The organism is Streptomyces hundungensis (assembly GCF_003627815.1).
Lineage (GTDB): Bacteria > Actinomycetota > Actinomycetes > Streptomycetales > Streptomycetaceae > Streptomyces > Streptomyces hundungensis_A.
In genome coordinates, this window is record NZ_CP032698.1 from 8,324,235 (window position 1) to 8,348,100 (window position 23,866).

25 protein-coding genes and 4 pseudogenes are annotated in these 23,866 nt (G+C 67.6%); 19 read left to right on the forward strand and 10 right to left on the reverse strand.

Translation table 11 applies throughout. From position 1 onward, the window contains the following. Positions 1-195 precede the first annotated feature (195 nt). Together DWB77_RS37115 and DWB77_RS37120 are read right to left on the reverse strand one after the other, a co-directional pair. Positions 196-591, reverse strand: a complete 396-nt coding sequence (locus DWB77_RS37115; RefSeq protein WP_120727114.1) for a contact-dependent growth inhibition system immunity protein — start codon at positions 589-591, stop codon at positions 196-198. A gap of 844 nt (positions 592-1,435) precedes the next feature. Next, positions 1,436-1,906 (reverse strand): MarR family winged helix-turn-helix transcriptional regulator, encoded by a 471-nt coding sequence (locus DWB77_RS37120; RefSeq protein ID WP_120727116.1) that lies wholly within the window; start codon positions 1,904-1,906, stop codon positions 1,436-1,438. A 79-nt stretch (positions 1,907-1,985) separates the two neighbouring features. Between DWB77_RS37120 and DWB77_RS37125 the strand changes: the two genes are divergently transcribed. The 3 genes and pseudogenes from DWB77_RS37125 to DWB77_RS37135 form a co-directional block, all read left to right on the forward strand. Beyond that, positions 1,986-3,050 (forward strand): ABC-2 transporter permease, encoded by a 1,065-nt coding sequence (locus tag DWB77_RS37125; RefSeq protein ID WP_246033786.1) that lies wholly within the window; start codon positions 1,986-1,988, stop codon positions 3,048-3,050. Positions 3,051-3,752: 702 nt separating this feature from the next. After that, entirely contained in the window at positions 3,753-4,370 is a 618-nt protein-coding gene (locus tag DWB77_RS37130; RefSeq protein ID WP_120727118.1) for a hypothetical protein, read from the forward strand. A gap of 28 nt (positions 4,371-4,398) precedes the next feature. Further along, positions 4,399-4,650 (forward strand): annotated as a pseudogene (locus DWB77_RS37135) (MerR family transcriptional regulator); the annotation flags it as partial. A 357-nt stretch (positions 4,651-5,007) separates the two neighbouring features. On the opposite strand, the gene DWB77_RS37145 reads toward DWB77_RS37135, so the two are convergent. After that, positions 5,008-5,466, reverse strand: coding sequence for a MarR family winged helix-turn-helix transcriptional regulator (locus tag DWB77_RS37145; protein WP_120727123.1), 459 nt, complete (start codon positions 5,464-5,466; stop codon positions 5,008-5,010). Positions 5,467-5,571: 105 nt separating this feature from the next. On the opposite strand from DWB77_RS37145, the gene DWB77_RS37150 reads away from it, so the two are divergent. Continuing rightward, on the forward strand, positions 5,572-6,111 hold the full coding sequence (locus tag DWB77_RS37150) for a phenolic acid decarboxylase (protein WP_120727125.1): 540 nt from the start codon (positions 5,572-5,574) through the stop codon (positions 6,109-6,111). 225 nt (positions 6,112-6,336) lie between these two features. Here the strand turns inward: DWB77_RS37150 and DWB77_RS37155 are convergent, their stop codons facing one another. Next, a complete protein-coding gene (locus DWB77_RS37155) occupies positions 6,337-6,981 on the reverse strand; it encodes a LysE family translocator (protein ID WP_120727128.1) in 645 nt (214 codons plus the stop codon). 119 nt (positions 6,982-7,100) lie between these two features. On the opposite strand from DWB77_RS37155, the pseudogene DWB77_RS37160 reads away from it, so the two are divergent. The 9 genes and pseudogenes from DWB77_RS37160 to DWB77_RS37190 all read left to right on the forward strand — a co-directional run. Next, positions 7,101-7,477, forward strand: a pseudogene (locus tag DWB77_RS37160) (hypothetical protein); the annotation flags it as partial. After that, positions 7,454-7,660 carry a hypothetical protein gene (locus tag DWB77_RS38520; RefSeq protein ID WP_216826938.1) on the forward strand — a complete coding sequence of 69 codons (207 nt, stop codon included), beginning with the start codon at positions 7,454-7,456 and terminating at the stop codon, positions 7,658-7,660. The pseudogene DWB77_RS37160 and the gene DWB77_RS38520, both read left to right, overlap by 24 nt. Before the next feature lie 59 nt (positions 7,661-7,719). Then, positions 7,720-7,872 carry a hypothetical protein gene (locus DWB77_RS38190; protein ID WP_162952727.1) on the forward strand — a complete coding sequence of 51 codons (153 nt, stop codon included), beginning with the start codon at positions 7,720-7,722 and terminating at the stop codon, positions 7,870-7,872. Positions 7,873-8,111: 239 nt separating this feature from the next. Further along, a complete protein-coding gene (locus tag DWB77_RS37165; protein ID WP_246033787.1) occupies positions 8,112-8,531 on the forward strand; it encodes a hypothetical protein in 420 nt (139 codons plus the stop codon). A gap of 656 nt (positions 8,532-9,187) precedes the next feature. Continuing rightward, positions 9,188-9,535 carry a hypothetical protein gene (locus DWB77_RS37170; protein WP_246033788.1) on the forward strand — a complete coding sequence of 116 codons (348 nt, stop codon included), beginning with the start codon at positions 9,188-9,190 and terminating at the stop codon, positions 9,533-9,535. 187 nt (positions 9,536-9,722) lie between these two features. Continuing rightward, positions 9,723-10,091, forward strand: coding sequence for a thiol-disulfide oxidoreductase DCC family protein (locus tag DWB77_RS37175; RefSeq protein ID WP_246033963.1), 369 nt, complete (start codon positions 9,723-9,725; stop codon positions 10,089-10,091). Between the two features lie 29 nt (positions 10,092-10,120). Further along, positions 10,121-10,939 carry a serine hydrolase domain-containing protein gene (locus tag DWB77_RS37180; RefSeq protein WP_120728673.1) on the forward strand — a complete coding sequence of 273 codons (819 nt, stop codon included), beginning with the start codon at positions 10,121-10,123 and terminating at the stop codon, positions 10,937-10,939. Between the two features lie 675 nt (positions 10,940-11,614). Then, complete coding sequence (locus DWB77_RS38195; protein WP_162952728.1) at positions 11,615-11,764, forward strand: hypothetical protein; 150 nt, start codon at positions 11,615-11,617, stop codon at positions 11,762-11,764. A 518-nt stretch (positions 11,765-12,282) separates the two neighbouring features. Continuing rightward, positions 12,283-12,471, forward strand: a complete 189-nt coding sequence (locus DWB77_RS37190; protein ID WP_120727134.1) for a hypothetical protein — start codon at positions 12,283-12,285, stop codon at positions 12,469-12,471. A gap of 134 nt (positions 12,472-12,605) precedes the next feature. On the opposite strand, the gene DWB77_RS37195 is transcribed toward DWB77_RS37190, so the two are convergent. Continuing rightward, positions 12,606-12,935: a DUF3592 domain-containing protein gene (locus DWB77_RS37195; protein WP_162952729.1), complete on the reverse strand. Its 330-nt coding sequence runs from the start codon at positions 12,933-12,935 to the stop codon at positions 12,606-12,608. A gap of 26 nt (positions 12,936-12,961) precedes the next feature. Between DWB77_RS37195 and DWB77_RS37200 the strand changes: the two genes are divergently transcribed. The 3 genes from DWB77_RS37200 to DWB77_RS37210 all read left to right on the forward strand — a co-directional run bounded on the left by DWB77_RS37200 (position 12,962) and on the right by DWB77_RS37210 (position 15,656). After that, a protein-coding gene (locus DWB77_RS37200; protein WP_246033784.1) for an IS5 family transposase occupies positions 12,962-13,770 on the forward strand; the annotation gives its coding sequence in 2 pieces (ribosomal slippage) (positions 12,962-13,310 and positions 13,310-13,770; 810 coding nt in all). Between the two features lie 233 nt (positions 13,771-14,003). Next, entirely contained in the window at positions 14,004-15,050 is a 1,047-nt protein-coding gene (locus DWB77_RS37205; RefSeq protein ID WP_120727140.1) for a hypothetical protein, read from the forward strand. A 156-nt stretch (positions 15,051-15,206) separates the two neighbouring features. After that, entirely contained in the window at positions 15,207-15,656 is a 450-nt protein-coding gene (locus DWB77_RS37210; protein ID WP_246033323.1) for a hypothetical protein, read from the forward strand. Here DWB77_RS37210 and istB read toward each other — a convergent pair. The 4 genes and pseudogenes from istB to DWB77_RS37230 all read right to left on the reverse strand — a co-directional run. Continuing rightward, complete coding sequence (gene istB / locus DWB77_RS37215; protein WP_120719387.1) at positions 15,653-16,444, reverse strand: IS21-like element helper ATPase IstB; 792 nt, start codon at positions 16,442-16,444, stop codon at positions 15,653-15,655. The two genes, DWB77_RS37210 and istB, sit on opposite strands and share 4 nt — an antisense overlap. Beyond that, positions 16,441-18,069: an IS21 family transposase gene (istA, locus tag DWB77_RS37220; RefSeq protein WP_162952735.1), complete on the reverse strand. Its 1,629-nt coding sequence runs from the start codon at positions 18,067-18,069 to the stop codon at positions 16,441-16,443. Before istA ends, istB begins: the two co-directional genes overlap by 4 nt. A gap of 378 nt (positions 18,070-18,447) precedes the next feature. Continuing rightward, entirely contained in the window at positions 18,448-18,918 is a 471-nt protein-coding gene (locus DWB77_RS37225) for a GNAT family N-acetyltransferase (protein ID WP_120727142.1), read from the reverse strand. 91 nt (positions 18,919-19,009) lie between these two features. Further along, positions 19,010-19,147: pseudogene (locus DWB77_RS37230) on the reverse strand (IS5/IS1182 family transposase); the annotation flags it as partial. Between the two features lie 277 nt (positions 19,148-19,424). On the opposite strand from DWB77_RS37230, the gene DWB77_RS37235 reads away from it, so the two are divergent. Together DWB77_RS37235 and DWB77_RS37240 are read left to right on the forward strand one after the other, a co-directional pair. Beyond that, the gene (locus tag DWB77_RS37235) at positions 19,425-20,276 is read left to right on the forward strand and encodes a methyltransferase domain-containing protein (RefSeq protein ID WP_174248671.1); all 852 of its coding nucleotides are present in this window, start codon (positions 19,425-19,427) and stop codon (positions 20,274-20,276) included. Positions 20,277-20,326: 50 nt separating this feature from the next. Further along, positions 20,327-21,045, forward strand: a pseudogene (locus DWB77_RS37240) (IS5 family transposase); the annotation flags it as partial. A 970-nt stretch (positions 21,046-22,015) separates the two neighbouring features. Here DWB77_RS37240 and DWB77_RS37245 read toward each other — a convergent pair. Next, complete coding sequence (locus DWB77_RS37245; RefSeq protein WP_120727143.1) at positions 22,016-22,495, reverse strand: CGNR zinc finger domain-containing protein; 480 nt, start codon at positions 22,493-22,495, stop codon at positions 22,016-22,018. A gap of 105 nt (positions 22,496-22,600) precedes the next feature. On the opposite strand from DWB77_RS37245, the gene DWB77_RS37250 reads away from it, so the two are divergent. Then, on the forward strand, positions 22,601-23,470 hold the full coding sequence (locus DWB77_RS37250) for an alpha/beta fold hydrolase (RefSeq protein WP_120727146.1): 870 nt from the start codon (positions 22,601-22,603) through the stop codon (positions 23,468-23,470). The last annotated feature ends 396 nt before the right edge of the window (positions 23,471-23,866 follow it).

Sequence of the window (23,866 nt, forward strand, 5' to 3'; positions counted from 1 at the left end):
GCGACGTCCGGGGTGCCTCGGGTGCGAGACACGCTGGTGCTGTGGCTCACCGCGTCGTGGATCACGACCTGTGCACTGCTGATGCCGGACCCGGTGGCCGCGGTGTTCCGGGACTGCTTGCTGCTGTCGCGTCCGCTCCCTGTTGCAGCCGCGTTTGTGGGCAGCGGGTCACCCTGTCCAGCGGCGCCGAAGCGTCTACCGGGCCAGGAACGTTGCGGTGTCGTGCATCAGGGACGGCGGCAGGTCGGTCAACTTAGAGACGATCATGGTCAGCTCCCGGCCGAGGGAGGGCAACTGTTCCCAGACGGCCGGATTGATGGCGAGTACTGCGGACAGCAGATCGCCTTCAAACATGTCGCCTGCGGCCATCGGATCGTCTCGCAACACCTCCAGCGCGAGCGGTAGCAGATGGGCGAGTCCGACATTCTGTCTGATCAGCAGGCGCAGGTCCTCGACGGTCAGCTCGCGGATCGGCCGACGGCGCAGCTTGTGCACCGTCGCAGCAAGGCGAGTTGCCTCAGCCGGCGGGGCGGGCCAGCAGTCGCGTTCCAGCTCCTCCAGGGAACGGTCGAGGTCTGCACGTCGAGTCACCGGACGATCATCCCACGGCACAGATCGCACCACGCTGTGCGATATCCGCCGGAGCGTTCAGTGGCCGGTGAAGGCGGCGAGGCCGGCACCAGAGAGGGGAAACGGGCGGCGTGGGCCGTAGGAGCTGGAGAGTCACCAAGCCCCCATGTGACGCGCATGCCGCCCGTGTCTGGACCGTGCTGGGGTCCCCGGGCTGGGAGACGTATGGCCGGGCTGGAGTTCGGGACCAGCGGGACGGGGGCCTGCCGCCTCCTGGAGGTCACCCGCTGCCTGACCGCGATCGAGGACACCGCGGCCCCCACACCCCGGGCTGCCCCACCCGCGGGACGACACCCCGGCCGCCGCGCGCGGCCCGGCCTTCGTGGCGGCGCTCGACCGGGGCCTGGTTCGACGGGCCCTGATCGCCGTCTCCGGGCGCAGCGGTGATTGGTACCGGCGCCGGCCGCGCGCTTGTTGGCGATGCGCAGCAGGTAGTCGGCGACGTCGCGGGCGCCGGCGAAGTAGCCGTCCTCGAGCCGCGGCTGGGACCCGTGCGGGGGGCTGCTCTCAAAGATCCAGGTGTGGGCGCCGCCACCGCCCCGGCCTCCGGCTTCGCCACGATGTCGTCGGCCTGCTCGTGCCCGATGCCGCCGGCGGCCAGGGCCCGGAAGACCATGAACCGCACGTCGGTGGCCTTGTGCGGCTGGCGGCTGATGCGGGCCGGCTCCTGGCCATACGCGGCAGCGTCGTGCTGGTCTGCTGCGTAGCTCTGAAGTATGACGAGAACCGGGCCGCCCCCGCGCGTGCGTCGGGGCGGCCTTCGCCCCCCCCGGCGAATTGCCGCCGGTGGGTACGGCGGGTGGTTTCACGGGTCGGGCGTCGCCGTGGGGCCGGAGATAGGGGGCAGGGCGCCGGGATTGAGGTGGGTGACCAGACGGTGGAGGAGGTGGTGCACCGAGGCCCGCTCCTGGGGCTCCAGAACCGACAGCGCCTCTTCATTGACCCGGCGGACCACCTCTCGTGCCCGCTCCAGGACGCGGGAGCCGTCCGGAGTGCTGTGCAGGCACAGGATGCGGCGGTTGGTGGGGTGAGGTGAGCGGATGAGCAGTGCGCGGTCGGTGAGGCTGGCCACGGCGGTGCCCATGGACTGGGCGGTGATGCCGGCGTGACGGGCGGCGTCGGCGCTGGAGATCCCGGGCTGACGCTCGGCCCACTGGAGGGCGTTGTACTGCGCGAGGTTCAGGTCGACAGTGCGCAGTTCTCTCTCCAGGCGGCTGCCCATGGCCTGGGCGAAGTGCCAGGCCAGATAGCCGGTGTGGACGGGCTGTTCGCTCACATGGACCCCACTTGTAAGGCAACTTATGTTTTACTACTTCGGTTATCAGGCACCTTACAACTCGCGGACGGTTCTTCTCATGCCACCCCCCACCCCCCTCCACCACGCCGACACCCTGCCGGCCACCCACAAGGCCATACCCGACCCCGCCCCCGAACCGCATCCCCGATCCGGCCTGAAGGGCGTCCTGCTGCCCGTCGCTGTGGTGCTCGCCATCGGGACGATCTTCGTGAGCGTCTACCTCGCCGCCTTCCACGCTCCCCGCCCGAACGATCTCCCCGTCGCGGTCGTCGGTACCACCGCCGATGCGCACCGGGTGGAAGCCGGCCTGGAGCGGGCCATATCCGGCGGATTCGACGTGCGGACCTACGGCGACGAAGCGGCGGCCCGCCAGGCGGTCGAGCACCGCGAGGTCTACGCCGCCTACCTCCCCAGCCGAGGCCAGCAGGGCGGAAAGCTGCTGTACGCCGGCGCCAACGGCCCCTCTGTGACCGGCACCCTCACCGCCGCCTTCGCCCAGGCCGCAGCGCAGGACAGCCCGCCCCCGGTCGCCCAGGACATCCTCGCGGCGTCCGCCGGCGACACCCGCGGCCTGTCGGTCTTCTACGCCGCCTTCGGCCTGGTCCTGGCCGGCTACCTCTTCGGCATGATGACCTACCAGGCCGCGCCCGCTCTGCGCTTTCGCCAGCGCATCGCCAGCCTGACCCTCTTCGGCGCCCTCGGCGGCATCATCGTCGCCCTCCTCGCCGGCGACACCGGTTTCAGCGCCCTCCCCGGCTCCTTCGCCGGCACGGCCGCGGTCACCGCTCTGATGGCCATGGCGGCGGGAGGCGCGACCATGACCATCGTGAAATGGACCGGATCCGCGGGCGCCGCCATCGCCTCGGTGATCCTGCTGATCTTCGGCAACGCCACCAGCGGCGGCGTCATGCCCCCCTTCTACCTGCCCGACTGGCTGCATCCGCTGTCCGGCGTACTGCCCGTCGGCGCGGGGGTGCGCGCTCTCCAGGGGATGTCCTACTTCCGCGACGACGGCCTATGGTCGGGCCTCGCCGTGCTGGCCGCGTGGATCATCGCCTGCGTGGCCCTGCTCTATCTCCGCGATACCCGCAGCGCCCACAAGGCCCGGCTGGGCACCGCCTGAGGGGTGCCTGCCGCCTGCCCTCGTTGGCCCCGCGATCTGCCGAAGTTCGCGGGGCTTGCGGGTCACAAAGCGAGCGACGTGCGGTCAGCGCAGCAACCTGCGCTGGGAAGGTGTGCCTGTTCCGGCGCGCGAAGCCGGACTTGGTCCGGGCGGACAAGGCGTACGGCTCTCGCGCGAACCGCTCCTACCTGCGCCGACGCGGCATCGGTGGCCGGCGTCGGTGGCCGGCTGCCCCGCTTCGACAAGGACGACTACAAGCAGCGGCACGCGGTCGTGTGGCAGGTTTTTCCGAGCTCCGGATCGTCGGCACCGGGCATCAGAGCGGCCCCCAGGCCCTTGTTGGTCACGGCGTGCGTTCCGGCAGCGCGAAGCCAGGTGACGAGCGGCGATCGGACGTTCGCTTCCGTACGTCCAGATCCCGATGGAAACCGTCCGCGCCGTCAACGAGCGGTTCGCGTTCGCCTACGAGTGGCTGAACGAACGCGGATAGCGCGCCGACATGACCGCTACGCGGCGGATCCACCCCGCCGCGATGGACTTCCGCACCTGGCTGGAGCGAACCGGTGCAGTGGCCGTGTCGCACGGCCACCCTTGGACCAACGACACGATCGCGGCTACGCGAGAGATGTCCGTCTCGTCCTGTGACGGCTTCGGACGGATCGCCTTGACCTCAAGTGCACTTGATGCTCAAAGGTCGCAGGCATGACACGTTTCTCGGATCTCGTCCACCCCTCCGCCGGAACGGCCCTGATGAGCCAGTGGCTCACTGGCACCGCCGAGCGTTCTCGCACTGCCGCCGACACCATGCTGGGGGAGTGGGCATCGGCCCCCGCACCTCCAGGGCGTCTGGCACAGCACATCTTCCTTGCCACTGACGGCTCCGGGCTTCTCTTCTACGCACAGTGGAGCAGCGACGAGGCCCACCTGCGTTGGGCGCGAACGCATCGCCCACAGCTCGTCAGCCGTGTCGACGCGCTGGTACCGGGCATCGAGCGGCCCGGACTCACCCGCACTCGGCTCGCCGACAGTCTGGTGCACGACGCGACACGGCCCGCAGGGCTGCTCGTGGTGAGCACGGCGGCACATGAAGGGAACGACACTGCGGTGCTGACAGCCGGCATGCCTCTGCCCGGCCTGCTCGCGACGTACGTCCACCACACGCAGGACGGTGAGCAGACAATACGCATCACCGAATGGGACCACGCCCGCGATTATGAAGCTGCCAGGACCACCGGCCCGGGGCGGCAGTACACCCTCTACGGCGGCGTCGTCGATGAGGACGGCGCGGCCGGCTTGACCCTCCCGCTACGTCAGGCTTGAGGCTGGAGGCGAACGGAAGGGCAGGTTCATGGGGTACACCGTGGGTCAGGTCTCGGCGCTCGCCGGGGTGACTGTACGCACTTTGCATCACTACGACACGGCGGGGCTCCTCCGCCCACGACAGCGCAGCGGTGCCGGGTACCGACGGTACGACGACGCCGACCTGGCACGGCTGCAACAAATCCTCTTCTACCGGGAGTTGGGGTTCCCGCTCGACGACATCGCCGAGCTCCTCGCGGACCAGCAGGCCGGCGCACTGAAGCATCTGCGTGCCAGACGGGGCCGTTCATCCCTGGGCGTGAAAACTGTCATCATCACACCGGGCCACAACGTGATACGTCCCGAGCCGTAGTAGACACGGTCGGGGCCGGCCTGTCGCAGACAATCTCAGCTGGAGTGCGCGGCCTTGGTGACGGCGGAGTTGAACTCGAAGCGGTGGACGCGCAACATGCGGGCGTTTTCGGCCGCAGTGGGCTTGTACAGCAGAGGCATTGTCGAACGTCGCGGAGCGAGGAATGCCTGACGGAGCTCTACCAGACGGGCGCACGGCGCCTGCCGTTCGGCCTCCTCAATCTGCTCAACTGTCTCCGCCATCTCCATCTCAGCCCTAATGCCACTTTCAGCCACAGCCGAAAGTTCACCTGACCTGACCCGGCTCCTCCGGCGCCTGTGCTTCCAGCGCGGTGAGCAGTTCGGCGAGCGCCGGAATGGCCAGCCGCAGCGCCTCGCGGCTCTGCGGGGCGAGGCCGTCCAGTGCATGGCGCAGGGAGGTGGTACTGGTTCGGTCGTAGCGGTCGAGCATGTCCAGCGCCTTGGGGGAGGCTGTGAGGCGGACCGTGCGCAGATCAGTGGTGGACGGGGTCCGCTCCACCAGCCCGGCCGCGGTCATCGCGCGGACCAGATTACTGACTGTGGAGGGCGCGATCCTCAGCCGGGCCGCCGCCTCGCGCGGGGTCGCGCCGTCCGTCTCGGCGAGCGTGCGCAGCAGCTCGATCTGAGCCTCGGGCAGATCGGGCAGGCCCTCCATGCGGCGGGTGCGCAGCACGGCCCGACGGAGCGGGCCAATCAGTCGGCCGAATTCGGAGGCGGTGTCCATGGGGCCAGTCTGCCAGCAGACTCGTTTTGCGACAAAAATGTTTTGTGTCAAAATTGAATGGTCGGCGGGTACTCGGGCCGGCACCGCACCAATCAGGAGGTTCCCATGACGAGCAACGGAGTATTCACCACCACTGTCGAGCAGCCCATCCCCCCGCAGGACCTGTCCGGCATCGTCGGCCACCGCTTCATCTACACCTACGCCAACGGCTGGCAGTACGAGATGTATGTGAAGAACGACCACACGATCGACTACCGGATCCACTCCGGTCACGTCGGCGGCCGCTGGGTCAAGGGCCAGCAGGTCGACCTGGTCCAGCTGGACGACGACGTCTACAAGGTGTCCTGGACCGAGCCCACCGGCACCTCCGTCTCCGTGAACGTGCTGCCCGGGAAGCGCCGCCTGCACGGCGTCATCTTCTTCCCGGCCTGGATCCGTGAGCATGGCGAGCGCACTGTGCTGTTCCAGAACGAGCACCTGGACGAGATGCGCACGTACCGCGACCAGGGCCCCACCTACCCGATCTACGAGGTTCCCGAGTTCGCGAAGATCACGCTCTTCGAGCACGTCGGCGCTGACGACGACAATGTCATCTCCGTCGCCCCCGGCAACCTCCCCGCAGGCTGGTCCGACCGCACCAACTGAAGAGCACGGGGCCGATGAGCCCCCCACTCCCACAGACCGTCTGGCGACGCGCCGACATGGCGGTCGGACATGGCTCGATCCACAGGGGCGAAGGGAGCGAAATAGCCATGCAGGTCAGACGGCGTGGCCAACGGTGATGCTCAGAACGGCCAACTGAAGGCTGTTCCCGTAACTGCTGGTCACGTAGCTGTCCGGGGAGCGGAAACAGGCGCGCGGGGCAACGGCTCAGGCCGAGACAGGCGTGCGGGACAGAGCGGTGCGCAGCGCGTAGACGCCGAGCAAGCCGCCTGACGCGAACCGCTGAACAGCCATCACGCGGGGGCGGGCAGCCAGGAACCCTGATATCCGTGCCGCGCACAGCATGATCACAGCGTTCACGGTCATACCCACGATGATCTGCACTCCACCGAGCTGGAGCAATTGCCCCCAGGCCGGCCCTGCGTGCGGGTCCAGGAACTGGGGCAGTAGGGCGCCGTACAGAAGAGCGATCTTGGGGTTGAGCAGGTTGGTCAGCAGCCCCATGGAGAACAGACGGGCATCGGAGACCGGAGGCAGGTCCGCGGCCGGAGTGAAGGGCGATCGGCCGCCGGGCTTGAGCATGCCCCAAGCGAGGTATGCGAGGTAGACGGCCCCGGCAAGCTTGACCACCGTGTACGTCACTGGCACAGCGGCGAACAACGCGGACAGACCCGCGGCGGCAGCCAGCAGATAGCACACGAAGCCCACGGCGGTCCCGCTGAGACTCACCAAACCCGCCCTGCGACCTTGGGTGATCGCCCGGGAAGCGAGATGGACCATGTTCGGTCCCGGGGTCAGAGCCATGCCGAATTCGACCAGGGCCACTGCCCCCGCCGTGGCCAGACTGATCACCGGTCAACTCCCTATCGTTTGCCAGGTACCTGGTACCCGAGCGGGCGGCGCCCTGCTGCGACGGGCGGCACTGCCTGCATCGTCCGCCTCAGGATACGGCCCTGCCGTTTGGTGTCTCCGTGTACCCCTGCCTCCAGTCTGCGCAGGAGACCAACGACCGCAGCAGGATCGCTCACGAGCGCGACGGCTTCGAGCCGTATGACAGCGGGGAAGACCTGGGCAAGGTCGATGTCCAGCTTCGTGAAGCCGATGGCCGACTGAGGGTCTTCCCGCGAGCGCAGCCCCTGTTCGCGCTGCCACCCCGGCAGCGACGGCCCCCGGCCGTCCGGCTCGGTCCTGGTCACCGGGTCCGCTGGCAGCTCAACTACCGCTTCAGCAGCGCGGCGGGGATCCGGGGTTGGACGTACTGGCTGGACACATTCAGCGTCGCATACGGCCCGGTGGATGCTGCCGCGTTCTTGTCCGCGCGACCGTGTCCATCGACGAGCGCGGACCGGGATCGCAGTGTCGACTCAGCGCGGCCAGCCGCCTGCCGACACTGCTCGGGGCGACCAGACGATACGGCTCCTACCGGTTTCCGGTCGCCAGCAACGACCAGCGCAGCCAGGTCTCGGTGCTCTTCCTCATCTCCGATCATGAGCAGGAAATGCAGACCCTGGAACGCGTATCCGTCCCCTGAAGTGCGGAGTCTCTGCTCGTAGTTCAGTCAACAGAAGGCTGTAGCGGTCGACCCACAGGGTGAAGAGCCGGCCTGTCTCGAACGGCACGTCCGGCAACGTCGTCCTCACTCTGATCGGCTGGGCAGCCTGGGCGGCGTTCACCGGCTCCGTACTCCTCGAGACGGTGGCCCTCCTCCGCGGCCGCAGCCTCCAGCGCGGCCAGTACCCATAGGTGCTCATCGCCAGTCAGCTCAAGGGTCCATGGCATCGCACGGTAGGTCAGCATCAAGGGGCATGCGGCGGGATCCGCCGCACTCAGGTGCGGTCCATGGGTTCGTCGCCGCAGCTGTGGGATACAGGCAGTTGCTGGATTCGGCCAGGGCCTGTCCGGCCGATGAATCACGCTGGGCGGGAGTCCGGTGCTGCCTTTTTGCTGCTCTGGTCAGTCAACTAAGGTGCCGGGTTGTGAATATGCGGACGACCATCGAGGACCTGGCCGAGGAAGCCGACCGGCTGATCAGAGACCGCACATGGGTCGTGTCCCCAGCAGAGCGTCACATCGCCGACAAGGCGGCAGCCGATCTGCTGGCAGCCATCGCCGATCCGCAGAATCAACAGCGCCTCCCTGCGGTCCGTCGGCTGGAGCGCCTGCGAGAGGCCATCGAGGCCATCGCCGCCGTGGCCATCGCCCTCGCTCACGTCCACGGACGCCTGGCATGGTTCCTCGGCGCAGCCGCCACAGCACTCACGCCGATCTTGCACTGGCGCGCCTTGCCCGCCGACGACAGTTCCACGTTCGGTGCCGTCGCGCCGTCCTTCCAGCAGTACATGGACGCCGAAGAGTCGGTCTGCCAGCTCCAGGTTGCCCTTGCCAGGATCGCGGTCGCCTGACGCTGCTCGGCTGGGACGGCAAACGACTTGATCGCGCGGACAGCGCCTGGACGATGCCATGCAGTGAAGCACGGTCGTCGTCTGCGGGCAGACGCCCGTGCGATCTGATCTTCCTGAGCAAGGGACTGGACCAAGCGGTCTCTCTGGGTTCCGGCCTGATCCAACGAGCCCGGTCCAGCCCCTCTGAAGGCGGAGTCCGGACATCAGAAGGCGGTGCTGTCGCACTCCCCGACCTGGAAAAAGCAGGATGACTTGACCCCAAAACGATCATTCGTTCATTTCCGGCAACGTGGCGTCTTGTGGAATTCGACCAGGGAGGCGGCAGCGCCATCCTGCGAGAGCTCCGCCATTCCGTGAGCCGCATGGCTCAAATACGGCGGCCCCGCGCCACGACGTGCCTAGCCTTGGAAAATCAGACCGTGCACCTCATGAGGGCTGACCAGAAAGCTGGACCTGACGTTGGACGTCTCATCAACTGCGAATGGCCCTCGGAACGACGGAAGCATGATCGGCCTGTTCTGGGTGACAGAGGCAGACGTCTACCTGGGCCTGCCGCCCGCCGCGCAGATGACAGGTGTATCCATGTCCCCCAGCGAGCTGCGGCGCGTCGCCCTGATGAACGCGTCTGGGCCTGGCCGGAAGTGACGGACCTACAGGTGGACCAGGTGCCGGTCCGCTCGGCCGTGGTCCGGTGGGCGACCCGCGCAACGACCTTCGCCGCCGCCGCCCTGGACGCCTGGATTCCCGGGAGCCCCGCGGAGATGACCGTCGCGATCAGCACGGGAAAGCACCGGACCGAAGTGCCAGTCTTCTCCGCTGCGGCCACCGCGTACACCCAGCGCGAAGTCGACCTGTCGCACGCCTTGCTCGCACACTTCGTGAGAGGCACCTCATCACCCGCCATCCTGACCGACTGGTGGAAGGAAACCCGACCGGTGGGAGTCCTGCGGTCGCGTCAGCGCGAAGCCATCCTCGAAGGCTGGACAGCCCCGCTTCTCGCATAACCCCGCAGCAGACAAGACCGCGCCCGACGCTTTCTCGACAGCACCCCACCCACCCGGCAAGCCGGGCCGCCGGCACCGCACCGCGGCCCGGGAGCCCTGTCCACGCCCTATCTCCTGTGAACGAGAAGAGCCTCAGCCCGTGGAAAACACAGCGGTCACTAACAACGTCGCGTCCCCACAGCGCACTGTGCTGGCCTTCGACGGTGACTGCGGCTTCTGCCATGCAGCCATCCAGCAGATCCAGCATCGAGCGCAGCCGCAGATCGAGACTGCGCCCTGGCAATTCCTCCCCCCACAACTGACGCAGCCTCACCTTCGCCGGCTGGACCGTGAAGTCCTTCTCCTCGACGGAAGCCGGGTTCTGTACGGCGGCGCTGCTGCACTCGCATACTTCCTCGGCTCCTCGTCAGCCCGCCGCTATCGAGCAACGGCACGGCTCCTGCGCCTTCCTCCCCTCAGCCTGGCTGCTCACTTGGCCTATCGGTGGGTGGCAAGGAATCGGCACCGGATGCCTGCCGGCACCGCGGCCTGCGCGATCCCCCGCACCCCCAACTGAAGGGCTGGCATGCGACCGGACCCACGTGCATTCTCAGCAGCTTCGACGAACCAAGGGTCGAACACGGACATGACCTGGACAAGTTCGTCCAGATCGGCTCATTGACCAAAGCGCTTACCGGGACCGTGCTTACCAGTCTCGCGTCAGCAGGGATGCTGCAACTGGACGACCCGGTGGAGCAGTTCATCCCCGCCCCGGCCCACACCGGCATCACGCTGCGGCACCTGGCGGAGCACACCTCCGGCCTCCCGCGAGTTCCGCCAGGCCTGCACCGACGTGACCCCTATGCATCCTTCGACATCGCGGCCCTCGACGCTCTCATACAGCGACTGGACTCCCTCACCACCAGCGCCCCGGGACAAACCGAGGAGTACTCCAACCTCGGTTACGCCGTCCTCGGTGCCGCGCTCTGCGCCGCATCCGGAGCGTCTTACGAGGACCTCCTCCAGGAGCACGTTCTCGCGCCCCTGGGCGTCGCCGAGGTGATGTCCGACCCCCCGCCGGACCTGCGCCTCTGCCGACGTGGAATGTTGGGACGACCACGTCGGCCGTGGACGATGGACGGCGCCATCCTTCCCGCCGGAGGGCTATGGGCTACCCCTCGCGCCGCCGCCCAGGTGATGACGGCGCTCCTCGTCGATCGGAAACTGGGCGAACCCGCCCCCTCCTGGCAGACAGCCGGCCCCCTTCTTTGGCACAACGGCGCCACCCGCGATGCTTCAGTCTTCACCGGGGCAATGCCGGACGGCACCTGGATTTTCGTCCACCGCCTCTCCGGCCAGGCCGAGGCCACCGACAAACTCGCCATCAACCTCCTGAAGCAGGCCAGCACCACATCGCCCCATTGAGGGGTGTCATTCGGTCACCGCTCCCCGCCGTGGAGGAGAGGCCGTGCCAGCGACGATCGGCTAGCTGCCGTCGCCCTATTCTCGCCGTGCTCACTCGAGGTGTGCGTTCAGAGCGGCCCCCGGCGCGCAGCTGGTCGTGTCCTGAACACGTCTGCTGTAGGGGGCTTCCACCCTTACGCTCGAACCTTCCTCTGCCCGCGGTGCCGGTACCTGCTGCTGCGGGGACTCCATCGAAGGAGTATGCCGCGCAGTCAAAAGCACGTTTTTGCACCTCTGTTGACCTCGCACCCGCGCCACGGGAGGCCTCTGTACGCACAGGGTCTCCGTCCGCAGCGGTTGGACGCCTCCAGCCGCTGCGAACGCATATTCGCTGTTCGCCAGATCGGCACGCCGACGTTCTCTTCGGGTCAGAATTCGGCGTTGCCGCTCGCGAGTGCGGAAGGCCCCTTCAGTCTCGGCCCAGGCCGGCACTCCCCGCCCTCGGAGCTTCACGAGTACAGGGCTCTGGCAGATGTACGAGATCAACAGAGGTTCAAGGACGGGCTCTAGATCTGCGGCTGCCGCAGCCATTGCGGCCTCGCTCTGCTCGTGACTGCCACACCGCTGGTTCAAGCGGCGCCACCGCCGGCGCCCCCAACCGTCTCTGCGACCGTCGGAGGAGCGCCACTCGACGCCGTGGGCAGCACAGTGGACGCGTGCAAGCCCAACCTGTCCGGTACCGGGGTCACCGGAGTCGGCGGTATCGCCGGCGGCACCCCGCACGCTCCGTACTCCTGCTCCAGCGACGTCGACCTCGAGTTCTACGGCACGTTCTCCAGCCGATGACCGGTGGCACCAGTCCCCGGCAGTACAGGCGCCTGCCCCCAGGGACGCACCACGGCCGCAGCGACCTGCGCGATACCGGCCCGTTGACTGGCAGAGGAAGGACGTGCACCCCTATGCGGGGACTGCCGACAATCGCGTACTCCTCAGCGAGGTCAGCCCTGGCGCCCGAACTCGACGCCGTGGAACGGTCCGTATGCCGATCCGCCCCGAGACCGCTACCGCTACCCCTCAAATGGCCGGAGAGCAGTGAGGCGATCAAGAACCGTGCCGGGTGACGGTGTGAGGTCGAAGGGGAGTGCGGAGGTGGCAGCCACACCGGCCGGTGCCCCAACCGGCACGGGCAATCCGCGCACGGCACGGGCTCCCGCGTCATCCTGACGACCGCTCACCTGATCACGCTCCGGAACACTGCGAGTCCGGGAGTCTCCGAGCAATGTGCCACGGCTGTCATCTGGACTACGACCGGGACCTCCACGCCCGCCCCCGAGCCGATGTCCGTCGTGAGTGTGTGGTTGTAGGTGGCCCCGCGGATCGTCCCCGTCCAGGAAGTGCTGGGGTGGCATCCCGTGCACGCCCAGGACGCGGCCCGCATCTGGCTGCGCGAGACTGTCGCTCGCGTCGGTGAGGAGGTGGGAACGGGGGAGTGGGCCCGCCCGACGCGCCGTCTGCTCGGACGCCGTGAAGCCCGCGTCCGTGTCGTCCTGTAGGTGTCCGCGTGCGCAAGGCCGTCAGGCGATCACATCGAGCGACGAACCATTCGAGGAAGCGGGACAGCATCCCTCGGGTAGTTACTGCCTTGCTCCCCGTCACACACCATCGTCGTGACGGGAGGCCGTGCTCGCTATCTGAAGTAGAGCCAGACCATCAGCAGGCCGATCAGCGCGAACATGCCGGTGATCGCAACGGCGAACAGCTGGCCGAACAAGGGGGACCAAGCTCCGCCGGGGCCAATGACCGTCGCGGACAGTACGGGGCTTTCCGAGCGATACCGGACCGTCAGCGAGTCACCCTCGGCGAGCAGCATGACGTCTCCCTCGAATTCCACGTACTGGCCCTCAAGGGTGGTGAAGCCATGCACATGGTGCCATTGCGTGCCGTTGTCCGTGCTGTCCGTGGAATAGCGGCGCACACAGCGGCCCTTCACGGCTATGCCGCTAAGAAGCCATCTCATTTGGGCGACTCGGTATTCTGTGAGTCATGGTGGGGATCGTTGAGCGTCTGGTGCCGGACGAGTTGTGGGAGTTGTTCCAGCGGGTGGTGCCGGAGGCGCCGTCGAGGCCGCAGGGCGGTGGTCGGCGTCGGCACGGGGACCGGGAGGTGCTGGCCGCGATTGTCTTCGTGGCCACGTCGGGTTGTACCTGGCAGCAGCTGCCTTCGGCGTCGTTCGGGCCGTCCGGAGCGACCGCCCACCGGCGGTTCTCGGAGTGGTCGAAGGCCAGAGTGTGGGCCAAGCTCCACCGCCTGGTCCTCGACGAACTCGGCGCCCGCGGCGAACTGGACTGGTCTAGGTGCGCGATCGACTCGGTGAACATGCGGGCCCTGAAAAGGGGGACCTGACGGGTCCGAATCCTGTCGACCGGGGCAAGTACGGCTCGAAGATCCACCTGATCACCGAACGGTCCGGTCTGCCCATATCCGTCGGAATCTCCGGGGCCAACCTGCACGACAGTCAGGCCCTGATCCCGCTCGTGAAGGGCATCCCGCCGATCCGCTCGCGCCGCGGCCCGCGCCGCCGCAAGCCCAGCAAACTCCACGCCGACAAGGGCTACGACTACGCCCACCTGCGGCAATGGTTACGCGAACGCGGCATCACCCACCGCATCGCCCGCAAGGGAGTCGAGTCCTCGCAACGGCTGGGCCGCCACCGCTGGACCGTGGAACGCACCATGGCCTGGCTCGCCGGCTGCCGACGACTCCACCGCCGCTACGAACGCAAGGCCGACCACTTCCTCGCCTTCACCAGCATCGCCTGCACCCTCATCTGCTACCGCCGACTCGCCAAATGAGATGACTTCTAAACACCGAGCGCAGACGGTTCATCAGCTGCCACGAAAGATAGGCGCATCCCGTGCCGCAGGCAGCTAGGAGAAGGATCCCCAGGAGAAGCATCCTGACAGACTATCCACCCAGGTCAGAGGAGCTCGCTCGGCAGTCTCCGATGTGGTGTGCGGCCCGTAGGTAGGGGTGCGTCGGAGGCCAGGTGTGTCCGGGTGTCTCCTGGCGGAACAGGGAAGGCGCGATGACCGAAGAAGCCGGGAAGGTTGATGATGGCGAGCAGGCGGTGCTGGAGGCGCTCGGGGCGGTGCTCGCCGCGGTACCGTCGGCCGGAACGGGCTGGACCGATGAGCTCTGGGACGTCTATGGGGCGTACGAGGCAGGTCGGTTGGGGCAGGGGCAGCCGCCGCAACTCACGGCCGAACAGTCTGCCCGATTCGCTTCTCAGCGGCATCGCCAACAACTTTCCGACCAGGCACATGGACTGGTGCGCAGGCTCCGGGAGCGGGCGGAGCAGGCGCGGCTCCTGTCGCCTGCCACGGTGGCCGAGCTCGCCGTGCACCTCGTACATGCCCAACTGGCCGCACATGAGGCGGTCAACCTGCTGGCCGCTCTGGGAGCCCCGCACGGCGAGAGGGCGCTACTCGCCCTCGCCCGGGACACGGGGATCCCTGAGGGGGACAGGCTCTGGGTCCGCGAGCGGCTGTTCGTGTCGCGCCGGGACGGATACCGTGCCCGAGGCCGACTGGCAGTGGATGGCGAGGAGCCGCTGCTTCCGGCCGCCGTCCGCGAACTTCCCACCGGTATCGGGGGAACCCTGGCCCTTCCGGTCGATCCCGTCAGCGCCCGGGCGGCGCTCGACGCGTTGCTGCCGCCTGCCCCGCTCTCCTTGCCGGAGCCGCCGCCGGAGTGGACGGCCGGCTGGGACGGGCTCGACGAGCATGATGAGTACCGTCCGGAATGGCTCGAAGTCCGTTTGCTCGTACGTGAGTTGATGCCCACGGCGCAGAAGGTCAGCCGGGAGCGGATGGCCGAGGCGGAGCGGGAGTGTGTGCTGCTCGGGCTCGGCGGTGGTGAGGGGGAGTTTGCGCCACTCTGGACCACCCGGATCGCCGCATGGCTGGCAAGCGAGGTCTTCGACGCCCTGAGCCGTGACCCCCACCCGGCCCGCCTGGCGCCCTGGGCGATGGACCTCGCTGGGCAGTACGTGTGGCGTGGCATGGCCGTCGAGGAAGCACGTGCCTTCCTGCGGCTGGCTTTGTTCACGTTCAGCAGCAGCGTTTGTCGATGAGTTCCAGCAGCGGTTGGTCAGCATCTGGGTCGCGGATGTTCACGAGAAGTAGCGGCAGTGCGGTGTCGATGAGGCGATCATCGTGAGGGAGCACTGCTGCAGTTCACGTGGAGTCTCAACCGCTCGCATCCTGGACGAAGATGCGATGATCTGTTCGTGGTGACAGATGTCGAGTGGGCTCGGATTCGGAAGGGCCTGCGCTTCGGGCAGGTCTTCGAGGGCACTGTGGTGAAGGTTCCCAGACCCGGTGCGATCGGGATCTTCGTAGACATCGGCCTGAGTGTCGGAGGCTTTGTCGACGTTCTGCTGCTGCCGAGCGAGGGCGAAGACTGGCCAGCGGAGGGCACTGTTGCCGATTTCGAGATCTGGTGGGCAGACAGCCGCCAGCAGATCCGGCTGAAGCCGTACGACTCTCGATATCTGCGGACCGACTTCACAGACTTCGTCGAACGCTTCCGTCCCAGTTGGCCTGCCGACGTCGGCCAGCCCGTTCATGACTCGGGGCCTGTCACTCCCGAAGAGTTGCGGGCCCTGCTTCGCTCCGATGGGTCGTCGGCCAGCTCCCCTGAGACCGGAGAAGTGGCCGACGCTCCCAGCGGAACCTAGCTGGCCGCGGCTTCGGCGCGGGCTCGGGTGCTGGCGAGGCGGTAGGAGTCGGTGCCGGTCTCGATGATGGTGCCGTTGAAGGTGAGGCGGTCGACGATGGCCGCGCAGAGGCGAGGGTCGGTGAACGTCTTGGTCCAGCCGCCGAAGGACTCGTTTGAGGCGATGGCCACGCTGTTCCTTTCCTCCCGCTCGGTCAGAACCTGGAACAGGAGCTCGGCGCCGCGGCGGTCGAGTTCCATGTAGCCGAGTTCGTCGATGCAGAGAAGGTCGACGCGGCCGTAGCGGGCGATCGTCTTGGAGAGCTGCTTCTCGTCGGCGGCCTCGACGAGTTCGTTGACCAGCTTCGTCGCCAGGACGTACTTGACCCGGTAGCCGGCCATCGCCGCCTCGGTTCCCAGCGCGATGAGCATGTGGGACTTGCCTGTTCCGGAGTCGCCGATCAGGCAGAGCGGCTGGCTCTTCTTGATCCATTCGCAGCTGGCGAGGGTGTGGATGGTGGCCGCGTCGATGTTGGGGTTCGCGTCGAAGTCGAAGGTCCGTAGGGACTTGTCCCGGGGGAATCCGGCTGCTTTGATTCGGCGCTCGGAACGGCGTCGGGCCCGGTCGTCGCACTCGGCCATCAGCAGCTCGGCGAGGAAGCCGCGGTAGGTCATCTGGTCCTTCATAGCCCGGTCGGCGATGTCGGCGAACTCGTTCCTGATCGACGGCAGCCGCAACAGGCGGCATGCGGTGTCGATGGCCGTGTTGGCGGCCTGCTCGGTCAGTCCTCGCTGGCGGGGCAGGGTCACTGTGCTTCTCCCTCGCGGTGTTCACCGCCGCTGGCGCGACGGCGTCGGAGCAGTTGGTCGTAGTGGGTCACCGAGGGCAGCGGCCTGGTGTCCGGGGGAAGATGGGCGAGCCGCCATTCGTGCAGAAACGTCACGGTCGCCCTCGCGGCACCGGCCGACGAGGGTTTCCCGGTGGGTTCGGCTTCGGCCTGGGCGATCTTGCGGGCTTCGAGGGCGACCGCGTCCGCGGTCAGTGCCCCGGCCCGTAGAGCCATCGCGAGGCCGGCGACCAGGTGCTCGTGCGAGACGTGGCGGGCCAGCAGCAGAACCTCGATCAAGGCCCTGGTGCCGGCGGTGTCTCCGTGGGCCTTGACCGCCGCGGCCCACCAGGCGTCATGGACCGGGGTGAACTTGCCCGCAGAGCGGGCTTGTTCGAGTGCGGTCGCGCCGGGGAAGGCACCCGGCTTGCGGATCAGAGCTTCGAGGTAGTGGTCCAGATCCAGGCGGCAGCCACCCTTCGCGATCAGCCGCTCATGCCGGGCCACTTCCACATTCCGATCGAAAACCACCAGGTGAGAGGCATGCAGTACGACCCGGACCCGTTTGCCGATCAGCCGGACCGGGACCGAGTAACGGTTCGTGCGGACCGCGATCTGGCTGTAGCGGTCGACTCGCGGAGTGAAGAGCCGGCCCGTCTCGAAGGGCTCTTCCGGCAGCGGCATCAGCAGCGGCCGCTCGACCTGGAAGTACTCGTCGATCGTCCGCGGCCGCGAACCGATCCGACGCCGCCCATCGTGAAGATCCCACTGGTCAACGAGTTCGTTCAGCTCGGCCAGCGAGTTGACCTCGGGCACCGGGGTGAAGTGGTTGCGACGGAAGTAGCCGATCTGTCCCTCCACTCCGCCCTTCTCGTGTGCGCCCTCGATGCCCGGTCGGCAGTAGAAGCTCTCGATCCCGAAGTGCGACCTGAACGCAATCCACCGGTCGGCCTCCACCCGGGCCCGGCTCAGGCCCAGCACCCGGGCAACAGCGGCTTTGAGGTTGTCGTAACGGACCTTGCTCCGCGGGACCCCGCCCAGCGTCCGTAGCGCGTGGACGTGCCCTTCGAAGAAGGCTTCCTGCCCGCAAGATGCGAAGACGCGGTGGACGGCCTTGCCCGAGTAGGAAAGACGGAAGGAGAACAAGTAGCAGGTCACAAGCTCGCCAGCGAGCCGGATGGTCACGTCGCCGAAGTCGACCTCGGCCTCCATGCCGGGCTGGTGGGTCTGCGGCACGAACGCCTCGACCGGCGCCTTCCCCGACTCCACAAGGATCTGCGGTTTCCGGTCACTCACGTAGCGCCGGACCATCTGGTAAGAGACGTCCGCGGCGTGCTCCTCGACCAGGCGGTGGAAGATCCGCGTGATCGTGTGCCGCTGCTTGCGCGGCGCATCCAGATCTGCCAGCAGCATCCCGTCGATCAGCGACTTGTACGGGTCCAACGCGGTCGGTCGCGGCGGCAGCTGCTTCCTCGGCTCCGGCCAGACCGAGTCCACGGCCTTGCGGACCGTCCGCCACGACACGTTGTACTTGCGCTCGATCTCCCGGATCTTCATGCCGCCGCGGTGGTCCCGACGGATCGCCGCGTACAGCTCTACCTTCGACATCTGCGGCATGACCAGGACCTTTCACCGGGAGCATCCCGATGCTCCCGTGGCAAGCACCCCGGCGACTTCAAAACTCGTGAACATCACCCGACCGTGGATCCGGGCGCCTCCCAAACCCATGAACAATGCGCTTCACAACCCGTGAACAAAGCCACTGCGGCGGACCGGGGACGAGGTGCCGTACAGCCTGCTGGTGCTCGGGCATCTCCCTGACTGACCCGGCTACCCGTCAGTGCCAGCTGCCGCGCCCGGCCTGTTGTCGCGCTCGACCTCGCGCAGCATCCGCTCGCGGTCCGCCGTCTCGGGGGCCGCCCTGCCACAGATGCTTGGCTCGGACGGGGCCGACGGCGGACTAGGGCCTGTCCGATAGGTCGAGTCCTAGCGCAAGTCCAGCTCGCCGAGTGTTTGGCCTCCGCTGGTCTCACCCGTCAGACGAAATCCGAGCCCGAGGTAGAAACCTTCGGGGCCGCCCGGGCCCGGATGCCAAGTGGTGGTCAGGCGGGTGCCGCCGCGACTGCGGATTTCAGCAGCAACGGACTCGACCGCGAAGCGACCGTACCCTCGACTCTGCTCGCCATCTGCGATGTTGAGCCGCCAGAGACCGGAACGGATATCGGTGCCTGTGTCGTCGCCCCTCCCGTCGATGTCGAAGAAGGCCATGAGGAAACCGACGGGACGGTTACCGTCAAAGATGAGGCGGGGCCAAGCTATGCCGGGATAGACGTACTCCTCTGCCAGAGATTTTACGACCGGCGCGACCAAGTGCTCCTGATCCGGACGAACCCGCAGACCGATCGCTGCGTCGAAGTTGGCTGGGGTGATCTCCCGAAGACAGAGTGTGGTCGTCATGCAGGAACCCTAAGCCGGTCGATCAAGCGGACTTTGCGCGGGTGCATCGTCAGACACGGGAACCCGGCTCGATAGCTCGTATGCCCCGTGCTCAGGCCCGGAGCCAGAGACGTATGGCTGCGGTGGTGACGGATCCCTGGAAGACGTAGGCCCGCTTGTCGAAGCGCATGGCCACTGCCCGGTTGATCTTCAACTTCCCGATCAGCCGCTCGACTTCGTTTCTACGTTCCTGGAACTCGCCAACAAAGCCACTCCCAACCCTCTTGGGAACTGAGGCATGACGGTCTCCGCCGCGCTCGTAGACTTATGACGTGGCATTCATGAGCACCCCGCACTGCTGCTTCCTGTGATCGGAAGGCGCTGAGGGCGACGCCGGACGGCGTCGCCCTCCTTGGTGTGCCTGCTGCGCGAACCACGTCCCGATGCTGCCCGTTCCTTTCTGACGCAGTGGCGCTCTGACCGCGCAGGCACGATCCCTTCCCTTCACCCCTTGCCAGGAGTGCCTCGTGCCCGTGTCGCTTCCCCCTGTCCTCGACCTGTTCCTCGACCTGCTGCGTTGCCCGGCGTGCCGTACGCGCCGCCTGCACCCTGGCCACGGTGCACTGCGTTGCCCTGTGGGCCATACCTTCGACATCGCCCGGCACGGCTATGCCAGCCTGCTGACGGGCACCCGCGCCACCAGCGGCGACGATGCGGCCATGGTTCAAGCCCGAGACCGTTTTCTGTCCACCGGCGCCTACGCGCCCATCCGCGAAGTCGGGGCCCGCCTGGCGGTTGATGCCGTGTCCGAGCTGGGCACGGTGGTGGATGTCGGGTGCGGCACGGGCTACTACTTGGCTGGCGTACTCAACCAGATGCCTGGCGCCCGTGGTCTGGGGATGGACACATCGGCGCGCGCGCTGCGCTTGGCGGCCCGTGCCCACGACCGAGCCGCTGCGGTGGCCTGGGACGTCTTCCGTCCCTTTCCACTGGCCGGCGGGGCGGCCGATGTCGTGCTGAACGTGTTCGCCCCACGCAACCCGGCCGAGTTCCACCGCGTACTGCGCCCCACCGGCCGGCTGATCGTCGTCCGACCCACCGGGGGGCACCTGGCCGAGCTGCGTGGCCGGATGCCTGCAATGATCATGATCGATCCGGCCAAGGAACACCGTCTGCACCGAGCGCTCGACCCCTTCTTCGACGCCGTCGTCACCGAGCAGGTGGAGTACTCCGTTCCCTTGACCAAGCTGGGTGCCCTGGACCTGGTTGAGATGACGCCGAGTGCACGCCACGTGAGCCGCGCAGACCTTAACAACGGCGGCGTCCTGCCCGATCAGGTCACTGTCTCTGTGCTGGTCACCGCCTACCGGCCTCGGTGACCACGAGCGGGCGCATGCCTCTGCTGACTGACGAGCAATAGGCGCGCCTAGTGCCCTGCCTTCCCCGCAGCGCGGGGAAGGCAGGGCGTCCGACCACCGCCGCATCGTCGAAGGGATCATTTATCGGTACCGCACCGGAATCCCCTGGAGAGATCTGCCCCGCGAAGCATTCGGTCCCCGGCAGACGGTATGGAAGCGCCACCGAGGGTGCGCGGCCGACGGCACCTGGGACACAGTTCCGGCCCAAGTGACCGCCCAGACGGACTCGATCAAAGGGATCGACTGGACAGTCTCGGTCGACTCGACCATCAACCGAGCCCACCAGCACGCCACGAATACGACCCGGCCGGAGAAGGACATCAGCGCTGTCACCTGCCAAAGCAAGAACCAAACTCCGCCTACCGCTGGCCAGGTCCACGACGTACAGGTCCTCCCTCTCTTGCTGGGCGACATCCGAGTCCCACGACTTGGCCGTGACAGGCCGCGCACCACACCGGACGCACTGCTCGCAGACAAGGAGTATTCCTCCAAACGGGTCCACGACGACCTCGCGGTCCGTGGCATCCGCACGGTGATTCCCGAGCGTGCCGATCAACAGGCCAACCGCAAGAGGAAAGGCCGCGGCGGCGGACGGCCCCGGACTCTGGACACCGAGACCTACAAGCGCAGGAACGTCGTGGAACGATCATTCAGCCTGCTCAAGCAGTGGCGAGGCCTGGCCACCTGTTACGACAAACTCGCGGTCGTCTACCGCTCCGCAGCGCTGCTGCCCGACAAACCGAAGACCGACCGGGCCGGCGCCCGCGCTGAACGTGACTCCTGCCAGGACTCGTTCCGGTACCTGCGTATTTCCCGCCTGTCCGCGGAGTGCCCGCCCTGGGTCCTGGGCCGGGAACTGGGCTGGTCACTGCGCTCCCCGCTCACCGTCACGATGCGGCCTCTGGAATGTATTCGGGCTCCTCTTCACATGCGCCGGAGAAGAACGCCTTCGTCTCTTGCGGGGGGAAGACCGGGGCCAGCCGGCCGTTCAGGGAACCGCGCGTTGCGAACAGTCATCCCTCGCGTTGCGAACAGTCATCCCTCCGCCCGCAAGGGCGGCAACCTCCACGCAAGCGCCGCTGCCGTTGCTGTGTTCGGTGGCTGCCTCACGTGCCTCGCCCAGGCCCGGAACGCCTTTCGCGGCCTGGCCTGAAACCGTGACCTCGGTTTGACTGAACGGGGTCGGGCGGCACGTGACAGCTTCGCCGTCTGCTAGGGCTTGCGGTATCACATGCCGATCCTGGCAGCCGCGCGCGTTGTTGCCGCGTCTGAGGACGCCTTGCGCCGGCTTCGTGACGCACGCGATCTCGCGGCCCGCGGGAACGCCCGCCGGGGATGAGGCGTACTCCCGCGGGCGCGACGCGTACGAGGGCGCGCTTGTTGTCTGCGTTACGTACTGCGCCTCGACCTCGGTGCCGGCCGGGGATGTCCCTGAGGGCCGGTCACGCCGGCTGTCCTTTGATCCGGGGTCTGTCAGCCGGCGCCTGCGTGGGCGCGGTCGGCAACCAGGACGGCGCGGGGTGTGTGCAGGTCTACCGGGTCCTCTCCGCGGGGTCGGGGCGGTGCTGTGGGCCGTCAGTGGTCCACGCTGCCCTGGGGGGTGGCTTCCGCATCGGCTTTTGGTCCTGTTCGGGCGACGGGTCCGCTGGTGGGAGCGCGTGTCGCGTACGGTGTGCGGCGTGCGGCGTGATGGGGGTCGGTCAGCGGGTGCGCTCGTAGTGGCGACGTGCTTTTTCGCGGTTGCCGCAGGCGGCCATCGAGCACCAGCGGGCGCGGTTGGCGCGGCTGCGGTCGAGCAGGAACAACTGGCACGCATCGTTGGCGCAGGGGCGTAGCCGGCCGGGCAGTTGCTTTTCGGTGGCGGCCCAGGCGAGGACCACCTCTACGGCCAGCCTGGCGTGCGGGGGAGTGGTGAGTGTCCACTGAAGGCCGCCGGAGGTGACCTCCGGGGTCTGGTGGACCCCTTCGAGCAGCGGGTTCAGCGCGGTGGGCGAGCTCTCTCCGCGCACTGTGTCCCGGAGGATGTCCCGCGTCTGGCGCAGCAACGCCAGTTCCGCGAGGCTGCCTTCGCCGCCGTGTTCCCGCGCCCAGCGCCTGCCTCCGGCCGGGTCTGCCAGCGCGTCCTGTTCCTCGCCGTTGACCAGGGGCCTGCTGTTGAGCAGGTCCAGCAGCGTGTCCATCGGTTAACCGCTCCCATCTAACCTGATTGAGTCACTTGACAGGTTAGCGGCCCAGTGCTTGCATGGCGAGCGCCTAACCTGATCAAATCACCAAAGGGGTTAGATATGCGCTCGGTGCACCACCGGACTGCCACCGTCGACGGCCACAGGATCTTCTACCGGGAAGCCGGCCCCGCCGACGCCCCCGCAATCGTTCTGCTGCACGGCTACCCCACCAGCTCGTACATGTTCCGCGAGCTCATCCCGCTGCTGGCCGACGACTACCACGTCATCGCACCGGACCATCTGGGCTTCGGCCACTCCGACGCCCCGCTCGTGGACGAGTTCACGTACACCTTCGACGCCCTCGCCGAACTCACCTCCGGGCTCCTCGACCAGCTGGGCCTGGAGCGCTATGCCCTCTACGTCCAGGACTACGGCGCCCCCATCGGATGGCGCGTCGCGCTCAAGCACCCCGAACGGATCTCCGCCCTCGTCACCCAGAACGGCAACGGCTACGAGGACGGTTTCGTCGAGTCGTTCTGGACCGACGTCTGGGCCTACGGGGCACACCCCGGCCCCGGGACCGAACCCGCTGTCCGCACCGCGCTGAGCGTCGATGCCATCCGCTGGCAGTATGTGCACGGCGTGCCCGACCCGAGTACGGTCAGCCCGGACACCTGGGAGCACGACTTCGCCCTCGTCTCCCGCGAGGGCAACGACAAGGTCCAGCTGGCGCTGTTCCGCGACTACCGGAACAACCGCCCGCTCTACCCGCTGCTGCACGAATTCCTGCGCACCAGCGAGGTCCCGGTGCTCGCTGTGTGGGGCCGCAACGACGAAATCTTCGGCCCGGCCGGCGCTCGGGCCTTCGCCCGCGATGCCAAGGACGCGGAGGTGCACCTGGTCAACGGTGGGCACTTCCTGCTGGAGAGCCACCTGGACGTCGTCGCGGGTTACCTGCGCGGCTTCCTCGGACGGGTGCTGGACAAGTAGGTTCGCCTTGCGCTCGCGGGGTTGCCCGCCGCACGGGGGCCCGAAGTGCCGCGTGGTATACGGCTACTGCGTTCCGCGCCCGCTCGGCATGTGCGTGCTCTGCGCCTTCCCCGAGGAACAGCTCTCTGCATGAGCAGTCAGGAGAAGAGTTGCAGCACAACCGCCAACGGCCACATCAAGTACTGCTTGAGCCGGTGCCAGCCGGTGCAGTAGCGCTTCACGCCCCACCGGCCGCGTCGAGTGACCGGCCGCTGGCACCACCGGCACGGCCGACTGTCGTTCGTCCCCTCCATGGCCGTGACTTTAGCCGCCCCCCTGCGCGCTGAATGCGCCGGCCCCGCCGGTGCCGCCCTGAGTCGCGGCGGAAACGCGGGGAGTTCGGATGAGGCTCGGCCC

Excerpts from the sequence above, each read along its gene's own strand:
- DWB77_RS37125 (WP_246033786.1), top strand. The coding sequence starts at position 1,986 with ATGCCACCCCCCACCCCCCTCCACCACGCCGACACCCTGCCGGCCACC.
- DWB77_RS37130 (WP_120727118.1), top strand. The coding sequence starts at position 3,753 with ATGACACGTTTCTCGGATCTCGTCCACCCCTCCGCCGGAACGGCCCTG.
- DWB77_RS37145 (WP_120727123.1), bottom strand. The coding sequence starts at position 5,466 with ATGGACACCGCCTCCGAATTCGGCCGACTGATTGGCCCGCTCCGTCGG.
- DWB77_RS37150 (WP_120727125.1), top strand. The coding sequence starts at position 5,572 with ATGACGAGCAACGGAGTATTCACCACCACTGTCGAGCAGCCCATCCCC.
- DWB77_RS37165 (WP_246033787.1), top strand. The coding sequence starts at position 8,112 with ATGCGGACGACCATCGAGGACCTGGCCGAGGAAGCCGACCGGCTGATC.
- DWB77_RS37195 (WP_162952729.1), bottom strand. The coding sequence starts at position 12,935 with ATGAGATGGCTTCTTAGCGGCATAGCCGTGAAGGGCCGCTGTGTGCGC.
- DWB77_RS37205 (WP_120727140.1), top strand. The coding sequence starts at position 14,004 with ATGACCGAAGAAGCCGGGAAGGTTGATGATGGCGAGCAGGCGGTGCTG.
- istA (WP_162952735.1), bottom strand. The coding sequence starts at position 18,069 with ATGTCGAAGGTAGAGCTGTACGCGGCGATCCGTCGGGACCACCGCGGC.
- DWB77_RS37225 (WP_120727142.1), bottom strand. The coding sequence starts at position 18,918 with ATGACGACCACACTCTGTCTTCGGGAGATCACCCCAGCCAACTTCGAC.
- DWB77_RS37245 (WP_120727143.1), bottom strand. The coding sequence starts at position 22,495 with ATGGACACGCTGCTGGACCTGCTCAACAGCAGGCCCCTGGTCAACGGC.
- DWB77_RS37250 (WP_120727146.1), top strand. The coding sequence starts at position 22,601 with ATGCGCTCGGTGCACCACCGGACTGCCACCGTCGACGGCCACAGGATC.